This is a genomic window from Amycolatopsis lurida (assembly GCF_900105055.1).
In the GTDB taxonomy this organism is placed as follows: domain Bacteria; phylum Actinomycetota; class Actinomycetes; order Mycobacteriales; family Pseudonocardiaceae; genus Amycolatopsis; species Amycolatopsis lurida.
In genome coordinates this window covers 1,348,221-1,364,154 of record NZ_FNTA01000004.1, presented here as the reverse complement: position 1 = coordinate 1,364,154, position 15,934 = coordinate 1,348,221, and the positions used below count along the sequence as shown (strand labels likewise).

Genomic DNA, 15,934 nt, shown 5'->3' with positions numbered 1-15,934 from the left:
TTCGCAACCTTCAACGTTGCGAAAGTGGCTTTCGCAACGGGCCCGCGCCCAGCGCGTCAGGAGCCGATCCCGGTGAGGGATCGCACCTCCATCTCCGCGTGCTTGACCGGATCGGCCTTCGAGCGGCCGACGAAGGTGCCCACGAACCCGCACAGGAACGAGAACGGGATCGACACCAGGCCCGGGTTCTTCAGCGGGAACCAGTGGAAGTCCACGCTCTTGACGATCGAGTCCGCGGCCCCGGACATCACCGGCGAGAAGAACACGAGCACCAGGCTCGCGATCAGCCCGCCGTAGATGCCCCACAGCGTGCCGGTGGTGTTGAAGCGTTTCCAGAACAGCGAGTACAGCAGCGTCGAGAGATTCGCCGACGCCGCGACGGCGAACGCCAGCGCCACCAGGAACGCGATGTTCTGCCCGTTCGCCAGGATGCCGCCCACGATCGCGAACGCCCCGACGGCGACCGCGGTCAGCCGGGCGACGCGGACCTCGGCGGCCGGTTCCGCCTTGCCGTTCTTGAAGATGTTGGCGTACACGTCGTGGGCGAAGGAGGCGGACGCGGTGATCGTCAGCCCGGCGACGACGGCGAGGATGGTCGCGAAGGCCACCGCCGAGACGATGCCGAGCAGGACGGTGCCGCCGATGTTCAGCGCGAGCAGCGGCGCCGCCGAGTTCTCCCCGCCGGGTGCGTTCTTGATCGCCTCGGGGCCGACCAGTGCGGCCGCGCCGAAGCCGATGACCAGCGTGCAGAGGTAGAAGAGGGTCATGCAGGCGGTCGCCCACACCACCGATCGCCGCGCCTCGCGCGAATTCGGCACCGTGTAGAAGCGCATCAGCACGTGCGGGAGTGCCGCGGCGCCGAGGACCAGGGCCAGGGCGAGCGAGACGAAGTCGAGCTTCGTGACCTCGCTCTTGCCGTACGAACCGCCGGGCTGCAGCAGTTCGTCACCGAGCGGGCTGTTGTCGGCGGCGGCCGAGAGCAGGTTCGAGAAGCTGAAGCCGAACTTGCCGAACAGGAACACGGTGATCAGCGCACCGGTCAGCAGCAGGATGGTCGCCTTGATGATCTGCACCCACGTGGTGCCCTTCATCCCGCCGACCAGCACGTACAGCACCATGACGACGCCGACGACGCCGATCACCAGCGCCTGGCCGAAACCACCGTGGATATCCAGCAGGAGCGCCACCAGGCCGCCGGCGCCCGCCATCTGCGCGAGCATGTAGAAGAAGGAGATCACGAGGGTCGACGTCGCCGCCGCGGCGCGGACCGGGCGCTGCTTCATCCGGAAGCTCAGCACGTCGCCCATGGTGAAGCGGCCGGTGTTGCGCAGCAGTTCCGCGATCAGCAGCAGGTCGACCATCCACGCGACGAGGAACCCGATCGAGTACAGGAAGCCGTCGTAGCCGTGGATCGCGATCGCCCCGGCGATACCGAGGAACGACGCCGCCGAGAGGAAGTCACCCGAAAGCGCGATGCCGTTCTGTCGGCCGGTGAAGGCGCTTCCGGCCGCGTAGTAGTCCGAAGTGGACGAGTTGCGCGTGCTGACGCGGTACACCACGTACAGGGTGATCGCGACGAAGAGCGCGAACACCGCGATGTTCAGCACGGGGTCGTTGTCGGGGATGCTCATCGCTCACTCGTCCCGACGGAGGCCCGCAGCGCCTCGACCTTGGGGTCGAGCCGCTTGTTCGCGAACTTCAGGTAGGCGATCGTGATCAGGATCGTGCTGGCGAACTGGCCGAGCCCGAGCAGCATGCCGACGTTGACCTCGCCCCACACCTTCCGGCTCATGAAGTCGTGCGCGTAGGCCGCCAGCAGCACGAACGTCATGTACCAGGTGAAGAAGAGCAGGCTCATCGGGAACACGAACCGGCGGAAGGTCTTGCGCAGCGCGACGAACTCCTTGCCGTGCTGGATCCGGTCGTAGTCCGGGCCGGTGGCGCGCGGCGACGGGGGAGCGGGCTGGCGCTCGCGGACGAACAGCGCGGGCATCTGCCCGGTGTCCTCCAGGGCGTTGCTCGCCGCGTAAGGGCGCGCGACGTCGGGCATGGGTTCCTCCGGGGCTTGCATCCGTGGCGCGGTACGGGGAGCGCACATACTAACTACGGCTTCACCCGCTCTGAATAGGCGACCCCGGTTCCACGAAGGCGTGGGGAGGTATTCGGTTTTACCTTCCATTAGTGTTTCCGGAAATCGTTTCGGCCGGAATGAACCGGCTTTATCACTCGTCATAGTGAGCGGAGTTGTCACGCGCGGTCGTCGCCCGAACGGCCCACTGCGGCAAACGACGGACGATGACCACGCTCTGTCCCTCGTTTTGGTGACAGATCGTAGTTTTACTACCGGGGCAGGTGCCGTTCCGATACCGTGCCCGCCATCCCGGACCGGGGAAGATCCCCCGCTTCCTCGGGTGTCTCGAAAGAAATCACCATGTCGGGCGACATCGACCCGGCGTGGGCGGCAAGGCCACAACATCGGGCACATATTTCGGCTTGACCCACCCGTTGGGGGCACGCAAAGTAGTTCGACCGGGCGACCCGGCTACCGTACGTAGGCTGATCGGGTGATTAGGGCACCTGTGCATCCGCGCAAGCCGTAACCGGAATTCCCTCGTTTGTGACGCGCGAGCGGTTTTCCGGCCCGGCGGATCGTTCGGACGCACGCTTTTCGCTGGTCAGCACCCGTGTGCTGAACAGAATTGACGGCACCCGGATTGGTGTACGATTCTTTGGCCCGGCTGACCCGCAGTGATCGATTGGCAAAGAAAAGTTGATCTCGACGACCATGCACTTCGCAGGTTGCGACCTGCACGTGCAGGTGCAAGAACTCCCGAAGCGGACCGGTGTACCCAGGGACACTCGGCACATCCGGATCGCCGGACGGGAACCCTCACGTCGCGATCGATCCCGCGGGCAGACCGGGGCCGAGTTCCCCGCAGGCAGGTGCCTCGCGGGAACGGACGCCTCAGACCGTGCCAGGACGCCGGACAGGGAGTCACCTACGTGACCGTTGCAGGAGAAGGCCAAGTGCCGGTCGGGGAGCTGCTGGGACGCACTCCCCGGCCATCTCGGTGGGCCACCGGCTGGCGCACGCTCGTGCGCTGGCGGGACTGGAGCCTGCCGGTGAAGCTGTCGGCCGTGACGCTGGTGCCGATCCTCATCGCGCTCGCACTCGGCATCGCCACCATCGCCGGCCAGGTCGGCCGGTCCGACGGCTACCAGCGGCTGGACCGGCTCGTCGCGCTGAGCGGGCATATCCGCACCCTCGCCGACGGCCTCGGCCGCGAACGCACCCAGTCCGCCGCGGGGCTGACCGCCGGCACCGTCGGCGGGACCCTCGAGCTCGCCTCGGCCCGCGCCGACGTCGACACCGCCATCCCGCTCTACGGCGCCGCCGCCACCCGCGCGGTCGAGAACGAGCCGTCGCTCCGTCAGGCGCGGGAAGCGGCCGCCGCCCAGCTCGACAGGTTGCCCGACATCCGGCAGCGGGCGTCGTCCGGACAACTCGACCCCGTCCAGGCGATCGGCGAGTACACCGACGTCACCACCGCGCTGCTCGCCCTCGACACCGCGCTGGCCGCCGGTGCCGGACAGGACGTCCTCGGCGGCACCCCCACGGCGTTGCACGACCTCGCCATGATGAAGGAACAGCTGTCGCTCAGCCAGGCTCTGGTCTCCTTCGGCATCGCCCGGTCGAGCCTCGCGCCGAGCGAGCTCGACCAGGTGCGCACCGCCGAACTCCGGCTGGCCGACCGCCTCACCGACTTCCGCGCCGCCGCTTCGGAACAGCAGCGCCAGGAGTTCAGCGCCGCCGTCACCGACGAGGCGATGGAAAACCGTGACAGGCTCGCGAAATCCGCCCTCGGCGAACAGGGCGCCCCGTCCTCGCAAGCCTTCCGCTCGTTGTCGGCGCAGGGCTGGACCGACGCCTCGACCGCGGTGATCGGCAAGGTCGGCGAGGTCGCGAACAAATTCGGTGCCGAGACGAGCGCGGTCTCGGCCGAGCTGGTCGACGACGCCAGCAGCGGCGCGGGCCTGCTCGCGGTCCTGCTGTTCGGCGCGATGGTGCTCGCCGTCGCCGTCGTCTTCCTCATCACGCGCCAGCTGCTGCGCTCGTTGAAGATGTTGCGCGCCAGCGCCCTCGACGTCGCCGAGAAGCAGCTGCCCGACGCGGTCCGCAACATCCAGGAAGGCCGCTCGCAGGGCACCGACGTGCGGCCGGTCCCGGTCGGCGGTGACGACGAGATCGGCGAGGTCGCCAGGGCCTTCGACAAGGTGCACCACCAGGCGCTGCGCCTGGCCACCGAGCAGGCCTCGATGCGAACCGGCTACAGCAACGTGTTCGTCAACCTCTCCCGCCGCAGCCAGAGCCTCGTGCAGCGGCAGCTGCAGCTGATCGAGCGGCTGGAGCGCGACGAAGAGGACGCGGACCAGCTCGCCACGTTGTTCCAGCTGGACCACCTCGCCACCCGTATGCGCCGCAACAACGAGAACCTGATGGTCCTCTCCGGCGCCGAGCCGGGCAGGCGTTCCGGGCAGCCGGTCTCCGCCACCGACGTCGTGCGCGCGGCGGTGTCCGAGATCGAGCAGTACCAACGGGTCACCGTGCAGAATCCGCCGCCGGTGCGGCTGGTCGGCTACGCGGCCAACGATCTGATGCGCCTGATCGCCGAACTGCTGGACAACGCCACGGCCTTCTCCGCCCCGGAAACCCAGGTGACGGTCGCGACCAGGCTCGTCGAAGACGGCTCGTTCGGCATCGACATCCTCGACAAGGGCATCGGCATGAACGAGGCCGAGGTCGCCGAGGCCAACGCCCGGCTCACCGAGGCGCCCAACGTCGACCTCACCACTTCGCGCCGGATGGGCCTGTTCGTGGTCGGACGGCTGGCCAGCAGGCACCGCATCGGTGTCTCGCTGCACGGCGGCAAGGACATCGTCGGTGTTCGCGCCACCGTCTCCGTCCCGGCGGACCTCGTGATGGCCCCGCCCGGGGGAGACCCCGGTCCCGCCACCGGCCCGATCACCCAGCGCCTCGCGCCATTGCCGCCGCAGCAGCCTGGCGGCCTTCCCCGCCGCCAGCGGCCCACGAACGGATCTCGCCCCGCGATGCCGAGCGTGCCCTCGCAAGGCGGGGAGCGGTGGCCGTCGGCGAACGATCTGGCGGGCCACACCAAGCCCGGCGTCAACGGGCACGCCCCCAAGGCGTCACGGCCGCCGTCCGATCTGGAGATTTCCGGAACGGCGCTGTTCAGCCCGATTCCCCCGGACGAGGCGACTCCGCCGCCCGCGCCGGAACCCCGGCGTCCCGAACCGGAACCCGCCGCCGAGGCCGAGCCGTCCGCCGAGGAAGCGGAGAAGCCCGCCCCGGCGGAAGGCGATCTGCCCAGCGGCAAGGAACTGTTCGAGGCCAAGAACACCGGGACCACGCTGAGCGAATGGTGGAGCCAGGCGGCCACGCCGCCCGCCCCGGCGGCCCCGCCTCCGCCCACCGCGTCCGAGACGACGCCGATCTTCGACGAAATGCTGTCGGCGTGGTTCCGTTCGCCCGCGGCCGAACCCGCGGCCAAGAAGGAGAAGCCGGGGAAGAAGGAACCCGAAGAGAAGAAGACGGCCGAGCCCGCTCCGACCGCCGAGCAGGAGGCCCGCACCTGGGACTTCGCCAGCGACAAGGCCTTCCGCACGGTGCAGGAGGTCTCCCAGAACGCCCCGTCGACGTTCACCGAGGCCGGATTGCCGCGTCGCCGCAAGGGCGAGCAGCTCCTGCCCGGCAGCGCGGCGTCGTCGGTCCCGGCCGCCGAACCCACCGCCAAGTCGGAACTGCCGGTCCGCGACCCGGCGAACGTGCGCGGCAGGCTGAGCAGCTTCCAGCAGGGTGTCAAGCGGGGACGCAAGGAGGCGGCGGACAAGGCCACGCCTGCCACCACGCAGCCGGACGCGAAGCCCGAAAAGGCCGCGGCGCCCAAACCGTCGAAGGCACCCGAGCCCGCGAAGGCGCCTGAGACGGCCGAGCGTCCGGCGGCCCCGCCCGCCGCGCTGCCGAGCAGGAAACCGCAGGCAGCGAGCCCGGAACCGGAACCGGTCGCCGCCACGGAACAGACGGACGCCTGGAACTTCGGCTCCGACGAAGGCTGGAAAGCGGCCCAAGCGGTGTCCCAGTCCGTGCCCTCGCGGATGACTTCGGCAGGATTACCCAGGCGCCGTCGCGGGGAGCAACTGCTCCCGGGCAGCGCGGGACCGCCCGCCGGGGCGGTCACCCCCCGACCACAGCGAGACGCGCACGACGTGCGCGGTCGCCTGAGCAGTTTCCAGCAGGGCATCCAGCGCGGACGGCACCACACAGCCCAGGCGACCGAAGCCAACCACGAAACCCTGGAGGGTGAATGACCTCGCCGAACCCGGCCCAGCCCCAGCAGAACCAGTTCGGGTGGCTGGTGAACGACTTCGCCGAGCGGGTACCCGGAGTGGCGCACGCGGTGGTGGTGTCGGCGGACGGCCTCCTGCTCACCGCGTCCAGCAGGCTCCCGCTGGACCGCGCCGATCAGCTGGCCGCCGTCGCGTCCGGCCTGGTCAGCCTGACCCAGGGCGCCGCCCGGTGCTTCGAGGCGGGCGCGGTCAACGAGACCGTCGTCGAGATGGAACTCGGCATCATGGTGCTGATGTCCATCAGCGACGGGTCCTGCCTGGCCATCCTCGCCGCCCCGAACTGCGACATCGGGCAGGTCGCCTACGAGATGACGATGCTCGTCGATCGCGTCGGCCAGATCCTCACGCCGGAACTTCGCGCGCAATTGCAGGGCGCCGGTGGGTCGCTGATCGGCGAACCGGTGGGATGATGTCCCGATGAGCACCGGGTCCGGATCCTTCGGCGAACCGCCGGGGACGGGTGAACACCAGCCTCCGCACGCGGGGGCCGGCCATGCTGCCGGTTCACGGGACGACGGCACCTTCGCCGACGTCCTGAACGGCTTCACCCTGGATTCGGGACGTGGTCGTCGGAAGCGCAAAAAGAACAAGCACCCTCAGGATTCCCAGGCGGGCGGAACACCCGCCGCCGGGGAATCGGCAGTCCCGCAGCCGACCGATCAAGGAGACCGCGTGACCTCACTTGCTTCTCCACCCGACAGCGGCGCAGGTGCCGTCGGGCCGAGACCAGGTGGTCTTTTCGACCCGGGCCCGCCCAGCGGCGAGTTCATCATGCCCGCCGTCTTCGAGCAGGCGCCGTCACCGCTGGAAGAGACGGCGATCGTCCGTCCCTATGCCCTCACCGGGGGCCGGACCAAGGCGAACTACGCTCTCGAGCTGGAGACCCTCATCTCCACCAAGGACCACGTCGACTCGGGTAGCCTCCCCGCGATCGCCGCGGACCAGATCGAGTGCGTTTCGATCATCGAGGAGTGCCGCACCCCGCGTTCGGTCGCCGAGATCGCGGCGACCCTGCGCGTACCGCTGGGTGTGGCACGCGTGCTGATCAGCGACGCGGCGGACGCGGGGCTGGTCAGCGTGCACAAGACGATTTCGGGCAATGACGGCGCCGAGGCACATCTGGTGTTGATGGAAAGGGTTTTGAGTGGACTCCGTCGGCTTTAAGGCACCGCGGGAAACCGCGCCCCCGACCATGACATCCGCGAAGATCGTCGTGGCGGGTGGCTTCGGTGCGGGTAAGACGACCTTCGTCGGTTCGGTGTCGGAGATCGTCCCGCTCACCACCGAGGCGATGATGACGGACGCCAGTCGGGGGATCGACAACCTCGACCAGACGCCCAACAAGTCGACCACCACGGTCGCGATGGACTTCGGCCGGGTCTCCCTGGACGCGGACCTGATCCTCTACCTGTTCGGCACACCCGGGCAGCAGCGGTTCTGGTTCATGTGGGACGACCTCGTCCGCGGCGCGATCGGCGCCGTGGTGCTGGCCGACACGCGACGGCTGGCCGACTCGTTCGCGCCGATCGACTTCTTCGAGGACCGGGGCCTGCCCTACATCGTCGGGGTGAACACCTTCGACGGCATCCTCGAGCACGACATCAACGACGTGCGGGAAGCGCTGTCGATCGACCCGAACATCCCGATCGTCCGCTGCGACGCCCGGGAACGGGAGTCGACGAAGCAGACGCTGATCACGCTGGTCGAGTACGCGATGCGGCAGTGGATCGCCTTGCGCGCGAGCAACGCGAGGTGAACCTGACGGCGGCAGCGTAGGGGCTGCCGCCCAGGATTCACCTCTTTTCGTAGGTCAGCAGTACCGCGCGCCCGTCCATCGTCCGGGTGCCGGTCAGCCGCAGGTCCGTGCGCACGCCGCCGCCGAACACCTGCTTGCCGCCGCCGAGCACCACCGGGTGCACGACGATGTGGAACTCGTCGACCAGTCCGTGGTCGGCGACCGCGGTGGCCAGTTCGGCCCCGCCCATCAGCAGCAGATCCTTACCGGGCCTGTCCTTGAGTTCGGCCACGCGTGCGGCGAGGTCGCCGCCGATCACCTCGGTGTTCCAGTCCGCCTCCTCCAGCGTCCGGGAGAAGACGATCTTCGGCGACTTCCGCCAGATCGGCGCGTACTCGAGGTCGTGCGGGTGGTCCGAGATCTCCTCCGCCTGCGGCCAGTACGACGACATCATGTCCCAAACCCGCCGTCCGTAGAGGAGGGTGTCGGCGCGGTCGGTGAGCTCCTGGGAGTGGGCCGACAGCTCCGGGCCCATCTCGGCCCAATCGAACTCGCCGCCCGGGCCTTCGATGCGGCCGTCGAGCGAGGTGTGGACGGCGTAGACGAGCTTGCGCATGGCTTGATCCCTCCGGTGTGGCGCCCGCCTTCCGGGCGCCGGACACCGAGGGGTCGGAGCGGCCGCTGGGTTCTCGACATCGCCCCTCCGCAATTCGTCACCTACTTGCGGTGCGCTTCCCCGCAAGTAGGTGACGAATTGCGGAGGAGAGGGGCTCAGTACTCGTCGTGCCGCTTCCACCAGTGCCCGGGGCCGTCGGTCCCGCGGCCGGACTCCTCCCAGGCCTCCTGCCGCCCGAGCGGCGTCAGGTCGAGGTAGCGCAGCGTCCCGACCAGCTGGTCCCCGCCGCGGCCGGTGGTGAAGTACGTCCGGAACACGTCGTCGCCGTCGCGCAGGAAGACACTGACGCCGAACCCGCCGTCGATGCCGCAGGCCGGGTTGAAGCCGCCGACGGTCGAGACCCACGGGACGGTCCAGCCCATCCGCTCCTTGTACCGCTCGATCTCGGGCAGGGTCGCCGGCGCGACCACGTACAGCGTGGTGTCGCGGGCGTGCAGGTGCGCGAGGTGGCCGATGTTGTCCACGAGCATGGAGCAGCCAGGGCAGCCCGCCTTCTGCCCGGGGGCGAGCATGAAGTGGTAGACGATCAGCTGCCGCCGCCCCTCGAACAGGTCGAGGAGAGTGACCCGGCCCTGGGGCCCGTCGAACTCATATGAGCTGTCGAAGCGGACCATCGGCAGCCGCCGCCGCTCGGCGGCGATCGCGTCCGCGGCGCGGGTGAGCTCCTTTTCCTTGGCCAGCAACGCGTCTCGGGCGATCTGCCAGTCGCCTGCCGAGACGACTTCCGGCAGGGTGACGGTCTCAGTCATGGTGTTCGCCTTTCCTCAGTTCCGCGAGATGTTCTTCCATGCGGTCGAAACCGCCTTCCCAGAAGCGCCGGTACCGCTCGACCCACTCGGAGACGTCGCCGAGCGGCGCGGCCTCCAGCCGGCAGGGCCGCCATTGCGCGGTCCGGCTCCGGCTGATCAAGCCCGCGCGCTCGAGGACCTTGAGATGTTTGGAGATGGCTTGGAGGCTGACCGGAAACGGTTCGGCCAGCTCGTTGACGCTGGCTTCGCCGGTGGCCAGCCGGGCGAGGATCGCCCGCCGGGTGGGGTCCGCCAGTGCGGCGAACGTGGCGCTGAGCTGATCAGTGGTCATCGCTGCTCAATCAATCGGTTGTTTAACCCTGCGGTTGAATATACTGGTGCCAGTCGATCTGTCAAGGGCGAGTGAGAGCGCCATCACGCGAGTGGATGGGTTTAAAACAGTAGGAAGTCCAAGTATTTTGGAGGGATGACCAGCGACCTGCACCGGCCCGTGAACCCTGTTCGCTTCGTGACGGCGTCGAGCCTCTTCGACGGGCACGACGCGTCCATCAACATCATGCGGCGCATCCTGCAGTCGCAGGGCGCGGAGGTCGTGCACCTCGGGCACAACCGGTCGGTCGACGAGGTCGCCACCGCGGCCATCGCCGAGGATGTCCAGGGTGTGGCCATCAGCGCCTACCAGGGTGGGCACGTCGAGTACTTCAGCTACCTGGTCGAGTTGCTCAACGAGCGCGGCGCGGGTCACATCAAGGTGTTCGGCGGCGGCGGCGGGGTCATCGTCCGCGAGGAGATCGACCTGCTGCACTCGCGGGGCGTGGCGCGGATCTTCTCGCCGGAGGACGGCTACGAGATGGGCCTCCCCGGCATGATCAACCTGATGATCAAGGCCTGCGACACGGACCTGTCCGCGCAGTCGCCCGGCTCGCTGGACAAACTGCTTTCCGGGGACATTCCGGCGCTGTCCCGGGTCATCACGCAGCTTCAGCGCGAGGCGCTGCCGCAGGACGCGCTCGCCAAGATCACCGAGGCCGCCAAGTCGCGGACGGTGCCGGTCCTCGGCATCACCGGGACGGGTGGTTCCGGTAAGTCGTCGCTCACCGACGAACTGATCCGCCGGTTCCGGCTGGACCAGGAGGACAAGCTCCGCATCGCCGTGCTCGCCGTCGACCCGTCGCGCCGCAAGGGCGGGGGAGCGTTGCTCGGCGACCGCATCCGGATGAACTGTCTCGACGGCAGCCCGGTCTACTTCCGTTCGCTCGCCACACGGACCACCAGCGGCGAGATCCCCACCGGCCTCTCCGAGTCCATCCTCGCGTGCAAGGCCGCCGGGTTCGATCTCGTGATCGTCGAGACGCCCGGTATCGGCCAGGGTGACGCCGGCATCGTCGACTACGTGGACCAGTCGCTGTACGTCATGACGCCCGAGTTCGGCGCGGCGTCGCAGCTGGAGAAGATCGACATGCTCGACTTCGCCGACGCGGTGGCGATCAACAAGTTCGAGCGCCGCGGCGCCGAAGACGCCCGCCGCGACGTCGCGCGCCAGCTTGTGCGCAACCGCGAAGCGTTCAGCTCCTCGCCCGAGGACATGCCGGTCTACGGCACCAGCGCCGCGAAGTTCAACGACGACGGCGTCACCGCGCTGTACCAGCACCTGCGCGACACTCTCGCCGAGCGTGGCCTGACCGTCTCGGCCGGGGTGCTCCCGAAGGTCGAGGGCAAGGTGTCCACCGACGCCAGCACGATCATCCCGGCCAACCGGACGCGCTATCTCGCGGAGATCTCCGAGACCGTCCGCGGCTACCACGCCAAGACCGAGCAGCAGGTCGCCGCGCTGCGCAAACGCGAGCACCTCGCCGCCGCCAAGGAGGCGCTGGCCGCCGTTGACGCGAGCACCGACGCGCTCGACGGCCTGCTCGCCGCCGCCGAGTCCGATGTGGACGGTGAGTCGGCGAATCTGCTGGCCCGCTTCCAGGAACTGGCCGAGTCCTACCGTGCCGACGAGCTGGTCGTGAAGATCCGCGACAAGGAACTGCACACCCAGCTCTGGCGCGACACGCTCTCCGGCAACCGGATCCCGCGGGTGGCGTTGCCGCGCTACACCGAATCCGGCGAGCTGCTGTCGTTCCTGCGCCGCGAGCACCTTCCCGGGTACTTCCCTTACACCGCGGGCGTTTTCCCGTTCAAGCGCGAGGGTGAGGACCCGGCGCGCATGTTCGCCGGCGAGGGTGACCCGTTCCGCACCAACAAGCGGTTCAAGCTCCTGTCGGCCGACTCCGACGCGAAGCGCCTTTCGACCGCCTTCGACTCGGTGACGCTGTACGGGCACGACCCGCACACCCGCCCCGACATCTACGGCAAGGTCGGCACCTCGGGCGTCTCCATCGCGACGCTGGAGGACATGGAGGTGCTCTACGACGGCTTCGACCTGACCTCACCGAGCACCTCGGTGTCGATGACGATCAACGGGCCGGCGCCGACGATCCTCGCGTTCTTCCTCAACACCGCGATCGACCAGCGGATGGCGGCGTTCAAGGCCGAGCACGGCCGCGAGCCGTCCGAAACCGAGGCCGCCGAACTGCGCGAATGGGCGCTGCGCAACGTCCGCGGCACCGTGCAGGCGGACATCCTCAAGGAGGACCAGGGGCAGAACACCTGCATCTTCTCCACCGAGTTCAGCCTGCGCATGATGGCCGACATCCAGGAATGGTTCATCGAGCACGGCGTCCGGAACTTCTACTCCGTGTCGATCTCCGGCTATCACATCGCCGAGGCCGGGGCGAACCCGATCTCGCAGCTGGCGTTCACCCTGTCGAACGGTTTCACCTACGTCGAGAGCTACCTCGCGCGCGGGATGAACATCGACGACTTCGCGCCGAACCTGTCGTTCTTCTTCTCCAACGGCATGGACGCCGAGTACTCGGTGCTGGGCCGGGTCGCGCGCCGGATCTGGGCGGTCGCGATGCGGGAGCGCTACGGCGCCAACGAGCGCTCGCAGAAGCTCAAGTACCACGTGCAGACCTCCGGCCGGTCGCTGCACGCGCAGGAGATGAGCTTCAACGACATCCGCACCACACTGCAGGCGCTGTGCGCGCTGTACGACAACGCGAACTCCTTGCACACCAACGCCTTCGACGAGGCGATCACGACGCCGTCGGAGAGCTCGGTGCGGCGCGCGATGGCCATCCAGATGATCATCAACAAGGAGTGGGGCCTGTCGAAGAACGAGAACCCGTTGCAGGGCTCGTTCATCATCGACGAGCTGACCGATCTGGTCGAAGAGGCCGTGCTGCTGGAGTTCGACCGGATCTCCGAACGCGGCGGTGTCCTCGGTGCGATGGAGACCGGCTACCAGCGCGGCAAGATCCAGGACGAGTCGATCCTCTACGAACGCCAGAAGCACGACGGCACGCTGCCGATCATCGGCGTCAACACCTTCCGCAACCCGAACGGCGGGGAGGACGACGTCGAGGTCGAACTCGCGCGGGCGACCGAGGACGAGAAGCGCTCGCAGCTGGAGCGGCTCGAGGACTTCCAGCGCAGGCACCAGGCCGAGGCGCAGGTCGCGCTCAAGACGCTGCGCGAGGCCGCGACCCGGGGCGGAAACCTGTTCGGTGTCCTGATGGACGCGGCGCGGGTGTGCTCCCTCGGCCAGATCACCGAGGCGTTCTTCGAGGTGGGCGGGCAGTACCGGCGTAACGTCTAGCGGGCGGGAATATCGCGGTGCGTGTCCGGGTAGTTGCCGGACATGGAGATCGGAATCGCCACCTTCATCACCGATGAAGGCATCAGGCCGGACGTCCTCGCCGCGGCCGCCGAAGAGCGCGGGTTCAGCTCGCTCCACATCGCGGAGCATTCGCATATCCCGGTCAGCCGGGAAACGCCGTATCCGGGCGGTGGCGAGCTGCCGCACGTGTACTACCGGACCCTCGACCCGTTCGTCGCGCTGACGGCGGCCGCCGGGGCCACGTCGAAGCTGAAGCTGGGGACGGGCGTCGCGTTGCTGCAGCAGCGCGACGTCATCCACACGGCGAAAGAGGTCGCTTCGCTGGACCTGGTCTCGCGGGGCCGGTTCGTCTTCGGTGTCGGCGTCGGGTGGAACCGGGAGGAAATGCGCAATCACGGCACGGATCCGCGCACCCGCGGCGCGCTCGTCGACGAGCAACTCGCGGCCCTGAAAGAGATCTGGACGAAGGACGAGGCCGAATTCCACGGCGAGCACGTTGACTTCGACCCGATCTTCGCGTGGCCGAAGCCGGTGCAGAAGCCGCATCCGCCGATCTACATCGGCGGCGCCGGGCAGAAGGCGATGGAGCGGATCGCCAAGTACGGCGACGGCTGGCTGCCGCACGCCTACACCCTGCCGGAGGAGCTTCGCCGGGCGCGGCAGTGGCTGGCCGACCAGGGCCGTAGCGACATCACGTTCTCCGCCTTCGGCGCCACTCCGGAGGAGGACGCGCTGGGCAGGCTCGCCGAGGGCGGCGTCGACGAGGCGACGCTCTTCCTGCCGACCGAGCCCGAAGCGGCGACACTGGAACGACTCGACCAGTTCGCGAAGGTCGCCGAGAGTTTTCGAAAGGGGCAGCAGGCGTGACTGAGGTTCAAATCGGCTTGGCCGCGGCACTGGAGCAGTTCTCGCCGCGCGAGTCGATCCGGCTGGCGGCGCTGGCCGAACAGCACGGATTCTCCGGCCAGATGGCCGCCGACCACTTCCAGCCGTGGGTCCCTCAACAGGGTGAAGCGTCGTTCGTGTGGAGTGTGCTCGCGTCGTTGGCGGAGAACACCACCGGCGACCTCGGGCCGGGGGTGACCTGCCCGTCGTTCCGGCTGCATCCGTCGATGGTCGCGCAGGCCGCGGCCACGCTGGAGGCGACCTATCCGGGCCGGACCTGGCTCGGCATCGGCTCCGGCGAGGCGCTCAACGAGCACATCATCGGCGGTTACTGGCCCGAAGCCCCCGAGCGCGTACGGCGGATGTTCGAGGCGCTCGAGGTCATCCGGAAGCTGTTCACCGGCAAGGACGTCAAGCACAGCGGCGAGTTCTTCAAACTGCACACCACCCGGCTGTGGACGCTTCCGGACGAGCCGCCGCCGATCTACATCGCGTCGGCGGGCCCGTACACCTCACGCAAGACCGGTGAGCTCGCGGACGGGCTGATCACGCCGGGCGCGTCGATCGAGAAGCTGGCGGGGATCCTCGACAACTTCGGCACCGGCGCGCGGAAGGCGGGCAAGGACCCGGACTCGATGCCGAAGCTGCTTCAGGTGCACCTGTCGTGGGCCGAGGACGACGAGACGGCCTGGGCCAACGCGCTCGACCAGTGGCCCAACGGCGGCATGAAGTTCCCGAAGGCCGACATCCGCTCACCGTTCGACTTCGCGCAGATGGCGAAACTGGTGCGGCGTGAGGACTTCGAGGGCCGGATGGTCGTCTCGTCCGACCCGGACGTGCACCGCGCGGCGCTGCAGAAGTACGTCGACGCCGGGTTCAACCGGATCTACATCCACAACGTGGGCCGGAACCAAGACCAGTTCATCGAGACCTTCGGCCGGGACGTGCTGCCGAAGCTGACCGCCTGACCCGTCTCGTGAGTGGTAAGGACGGTTCTAACCGTCCTTACCACTCACGAGGTTTCAGACGTTCTTGTCCAGCAGCAGGTGCACCGACAGCTCCAGCCGGTTCGCGACATCGGCCGCCGACGCGCGCCGTGTCACCCAGGCGACCAGGTTCGCCATCCAGACGTCGGCGATGACGTGGAAGATGTCGCGGTCGGCCTCGGTCGGGTCCTCGATGCCCATGGCCTTGGCGAACATGTTCTCCATCAGCCGCCCGACCTGCTCGACCTCGGCGGCGGCGGTCGTGTCGGCGAACATGAACGCGCGGACCATCGCCTCGGTCAGGTGCGGGTCTCGCTGCATCAGCCGGGTGTTGCGGCCGAGGACGAACATCAGCCGCTCGCTCGGGGTTTCGCCGGGAATCGCCGCGCGGTCGAGTTTCTCCTGTGCGCGTTCGAATTCCCTGGCCAGCCCGGAAACCAGCAGGTGGATCTTCGAGGGGAAGTAGCGGTACAGCGTGCCGAGCGCGACGTCCGCCTTCTCGGCGACAGCCCGCATCTGGACCGCGTCGTACCCGCCCTTCGCGGCGAGGGTGAGGGTCGCGTCGATGATGCGGCGCCGCCGGTCGCGTTGTGCCGCGGAGCCGAGTTCCTCGCCGCCCAGCGCGGAGAGACCATTGCCGCTGCGCGCTTTCGCGCTCGTGGGTGCCTTGGCCTTCCCTGGCATCGCCACGTCCCCCTTCGTCGGAACTTGTTCCACTTTCCTCCCGTAGCGTACCTAAGCGGACGAACTGTT

At 68.4% G+C, this 15,934-nt stretch carries 13 protein-coding genes; 7 read left to right on the top strand and 6 right to left on the bottom strand.

Going from position 1 to position 15,934, the window contains the following annotated elements; all coding sequences use genetic code 11:
• Window positions 1-56 precede the first annotated feature (56 nt).
• Both BLW75_RS11515 and BLW75_RS11510 read right to left on the bottom strand, forming a co-directional pair.
• The gene (locus tag BLW75_RS11515; RefSeq protein WP_034322445.1) at window positions 57-1,631 is read right to left on the bottom strand and encodes a solute symporter family protein; all 1,575 of its coding nucleotides are present in this window, start codon (window positions 1,629-1,631) and stop codon (window positions 57-59) included.
• On the bottom strand, window positions 1,628-2,050 hold the full coding sequence (locus tag BLW75_RS11510) for a DUF485 domain-containing protein (RefSeq protein ID WP_034322442.1): 423 nt from the start codon (window positions 2,048-2,050) through the stop codon (window positions 1,628-1,630). Before BLW75_RS11510 ends, BLW75_RS11515 begins: the two co-directional genes overlap by 4 nt.
• 977 nt (window positions 2,051-3,027) lie before the next feature.
• Here BLW75_RS11510 and BLW75_RS11505 point away from each other — a divergent pair.
• The 4 genes from BLW75_RS11505 to BLW75_RS11490 are packed head-to-tail and all read left to right on the top strand — an operon-like array spanning window position 3,028 to window position 8,182.
• On the top strand, window positions 3,028-6,387 hold the full coding sequence (locus BLW75_RS11505) for a sensor histidine kinase (protein ID WP_034322438.1): 3,360 nt from the start codon (window positions 3,028-3,030) through the stop codon (window positions 6,385-6,387).
• Window positions 6,384-6,836 (top strand): roadblock/LC7 domain-containing protein, encoded by a 453-nt coding sequence (locus BLW75_RS11500; RefSeq protein ID WP_005166055.1) that lies wholly within the window; start codon window positions 6,384-6,386, stop codon window positions 6,834-6,836. The genes BLW75_RS11505 and BLW75_RS11500 overlap by 4 nt, the downstream gene beginning before the upstream one ends.
• Window positions 6,837-6,843: 7 nt before the next feature.
• Window positions 6,844-7,590 (top strand): DUF742 domain-containing protein, encoded by a 747-nt coding sequence (locus BLW75_RS43205; protein ID WP_198935840.1) that lies wholly within the window; start codon window positions 6,844-6,846, stop codon window positions 7,588-7,590.
• A gap of 28 nt (window positions 7,591-7,618) precedes the next feature.
• A complete protein-coding gene (locus tag BLW75_RS11490; protein ID WP_007033694.1) occupies window positions 7,619-8,182 on the top strand; it encodes a GTP-binding protein in 564 nt (187 codons plus the stop codon).
• A gap of 37 nt (window positions 8,183-8,219) precedes the next feature.
• Here the strand turns inward: BLW75_RS11490 and BLW75_RS11485 are convergent, their stop codons facing one another.
• The 3 genes from BLW75_RS11485 to BLW75_RS11475 form a co-directional block, all read right to left on the bottom strand.
• Complete coding sequence (locus BLW75_RS11485) at window positions 8,220-8,777, bottom strand: dihydrofolate reductase family protein (RefSeq protein WP_034322433.1); 558 nt, start codon at window positions 8,775-8,777, stop codon at window positions 8,220-8,222.
• Between the two features lie 155 nt (window positions 8,778-8,932).
• The gene (locus BLW75_RS11480; protein WP_034322430.1) at window positions 8,933-9,586 is read right to left on the bottom strand and encodes a DUF899 domain-containing protein; all 654 of its coding nucleotides are present in this window, start codon (window positions 9,584-9,586) and stop codon (window positions 8,933-8,935) included.
• Entirely contained in the window at window positions 9,579-9,917 is a 339-nt protein-coding gene (locus BLW75_RS11475) for an ArsR/SmtB family transcription factor (RefSeq protein ID WP_034322427.1), read from the bottom strand. The genes BLW75_RS11480 and BLW75_RS11475 overlap by 8 nt, the downstream gene beginning before the upstream one ends.
• Window positions 9,918-10,052: 135 nt before the next feature.
• Between BLW75_RS11475 and icmF the strand changes: the two genes are divergently transcribed.
• From icmF to BLW75_RS11460, 3 genes are read left to right on the top strand one after another with little or no spacing between them, the layout of a single operon-like run.
• Window positions 10,053-13,289 carry a fused isobutyryl-CoA mutase/GTPase IcmF gene (icmF, locus tag BLW75_RS11470; protein ID WP_034322422.1) on the top strand — a complete coding sequence of 1,079 codons (3,237 nt, stop codon included), beginning with the start codon at window positions 10,053-10,055 and terminating at the stop codon, window positions 13,287-13,289.
• Window positions 13,290-13,331: 42 nt separating this feature from the next.
• Window positions 13,332-14,177 carry an LLM class F420-dependent oxidoreductase gene (locus BLW75_RS11465; protein ID WP_034322419.1) on the top strand — a complete coding sequence of 282 codons (846 nt, stop codon included), beginning with the start codon at window positions 13,332-13,334 and terminating at the stop codon, window positions 14,175-14,177.
• The gene (locus BLW75_RS11460; RefSeq protein WP_034322416.1) at window positions 14,174-15,163 is read left to right on the top strand and encodes a TIGR03557 family F420-dependent LLM class oxidoreductase; all 990 of its coding nucleotides are present in this window, start codon (window positions 14,174-14,176) and stop codon (window positions 15,161-15,163) included. The genes BLW75_RS11465 and BLW75_RS11460 overlap by 4 nt, the downstream gene beginning before the upstream one ends.
• Before the next feature lie 54 nt (window positions 15,164-15,217).
• On the opposite strand, the gene kstR is transcribed toward BLW75_RS11460, so the two are convergent.
• On the bottom strand, window positions 15,218-15,865 hold the full coding sequence (gene kstR / locus BLW75_RS11455; RefSeq protein WP_034322562.1) for a cholesterol catabolism transcriptional regulator KstR: 648 nt from the start codon (window positions 15,863-15,865) through the stop codon (window positions 15,218-15,220).
• Between the last annotated feature and the right edge of the window lie 69 nt (window positions 15,866-15,934).

Excerpts from the sequence above, each read along its gene's own strand:
- BLW75_RS43205 (WP_198935840.1), top strand. The coding sequence starts at position 6,844 with ATGAGCACCGGGTCCGGATCCTTCGGCGAACCGCCGGGGACGGGTGAA.
- BLW75_RS11485 (WP_034322433.1), bottom strand. The coding sequence starts at position 8,777 with ATGCGCAAGCTCGTCTACGCCGTCCACACCTCGCTCGACGGCCGCATC.
- BLW75_RS11480 (WP_034322430.1), bottom strand. The coding sequence starts at position 9,586 with ATGACTGAGACCGTCACCCTGCCGGAAGTCGTCTCGGCAGGCGACTGG.
- icmF (WP_034322422.1), top strand. The coding sequence starts at position 10,053 with ATGACCAGCGACCTGCACCGGCCCGTGAACCCTGTTCGCTTCGTGACG.
- kstR (WP_034322562.1), bottom strand. The coding sequence starts at position 15,865 with ATGCCAGGGAAGGCCAAGGCACCCACGAGCGCGAAAGCGCGCAGCGGC.
- BLW75_RS11500 (WP_005166055.1), top strand. The coding sequence starts at position 6,384 with ATGACCTCGCCGAACCCGGCCCAGCCCCAGCAGAACCAGTTCGGGTGG.
- BLW75_RS11490 (WP_007033694.1), top strand. The coding sequence starts at position 7,619 with ATGACATCCGCGAAGATCGTCGTGGCGGGTGGCTTCGGTGCGGGTAAG.
- BLW75_RS11465 (WP_034322419.1), top strand. The coding sequence starts at position 13,332 with ATGGAGATCGGAATCGCCACCTTCATCACCGATGAAGGCATCAGGCCG.
- BLW75_RS11515 (WP_034322445.1), bottom strand. The coding sequence starts at position 1,631 with ATGAGCATCCCCGACAACGACCCCGTGCTGAACATCGCGGTGTTCGCG.
- BLW75_RS11475 (WP_034322427.1), bottom strand. The coding sequence starts at position 9,917 with ATGACCACTGATCAGCTCAGCGCCACGTTCGCCGCACTGGCGGACCCC.
- BLW75_RS11510 (WP_034322442.1), bottom strand. The coding sequence starts at position 2,050 with ATGCCCGACGTCGCGCGCCCTTACGCGGCGAGCAACGCCCTGGAGGAC.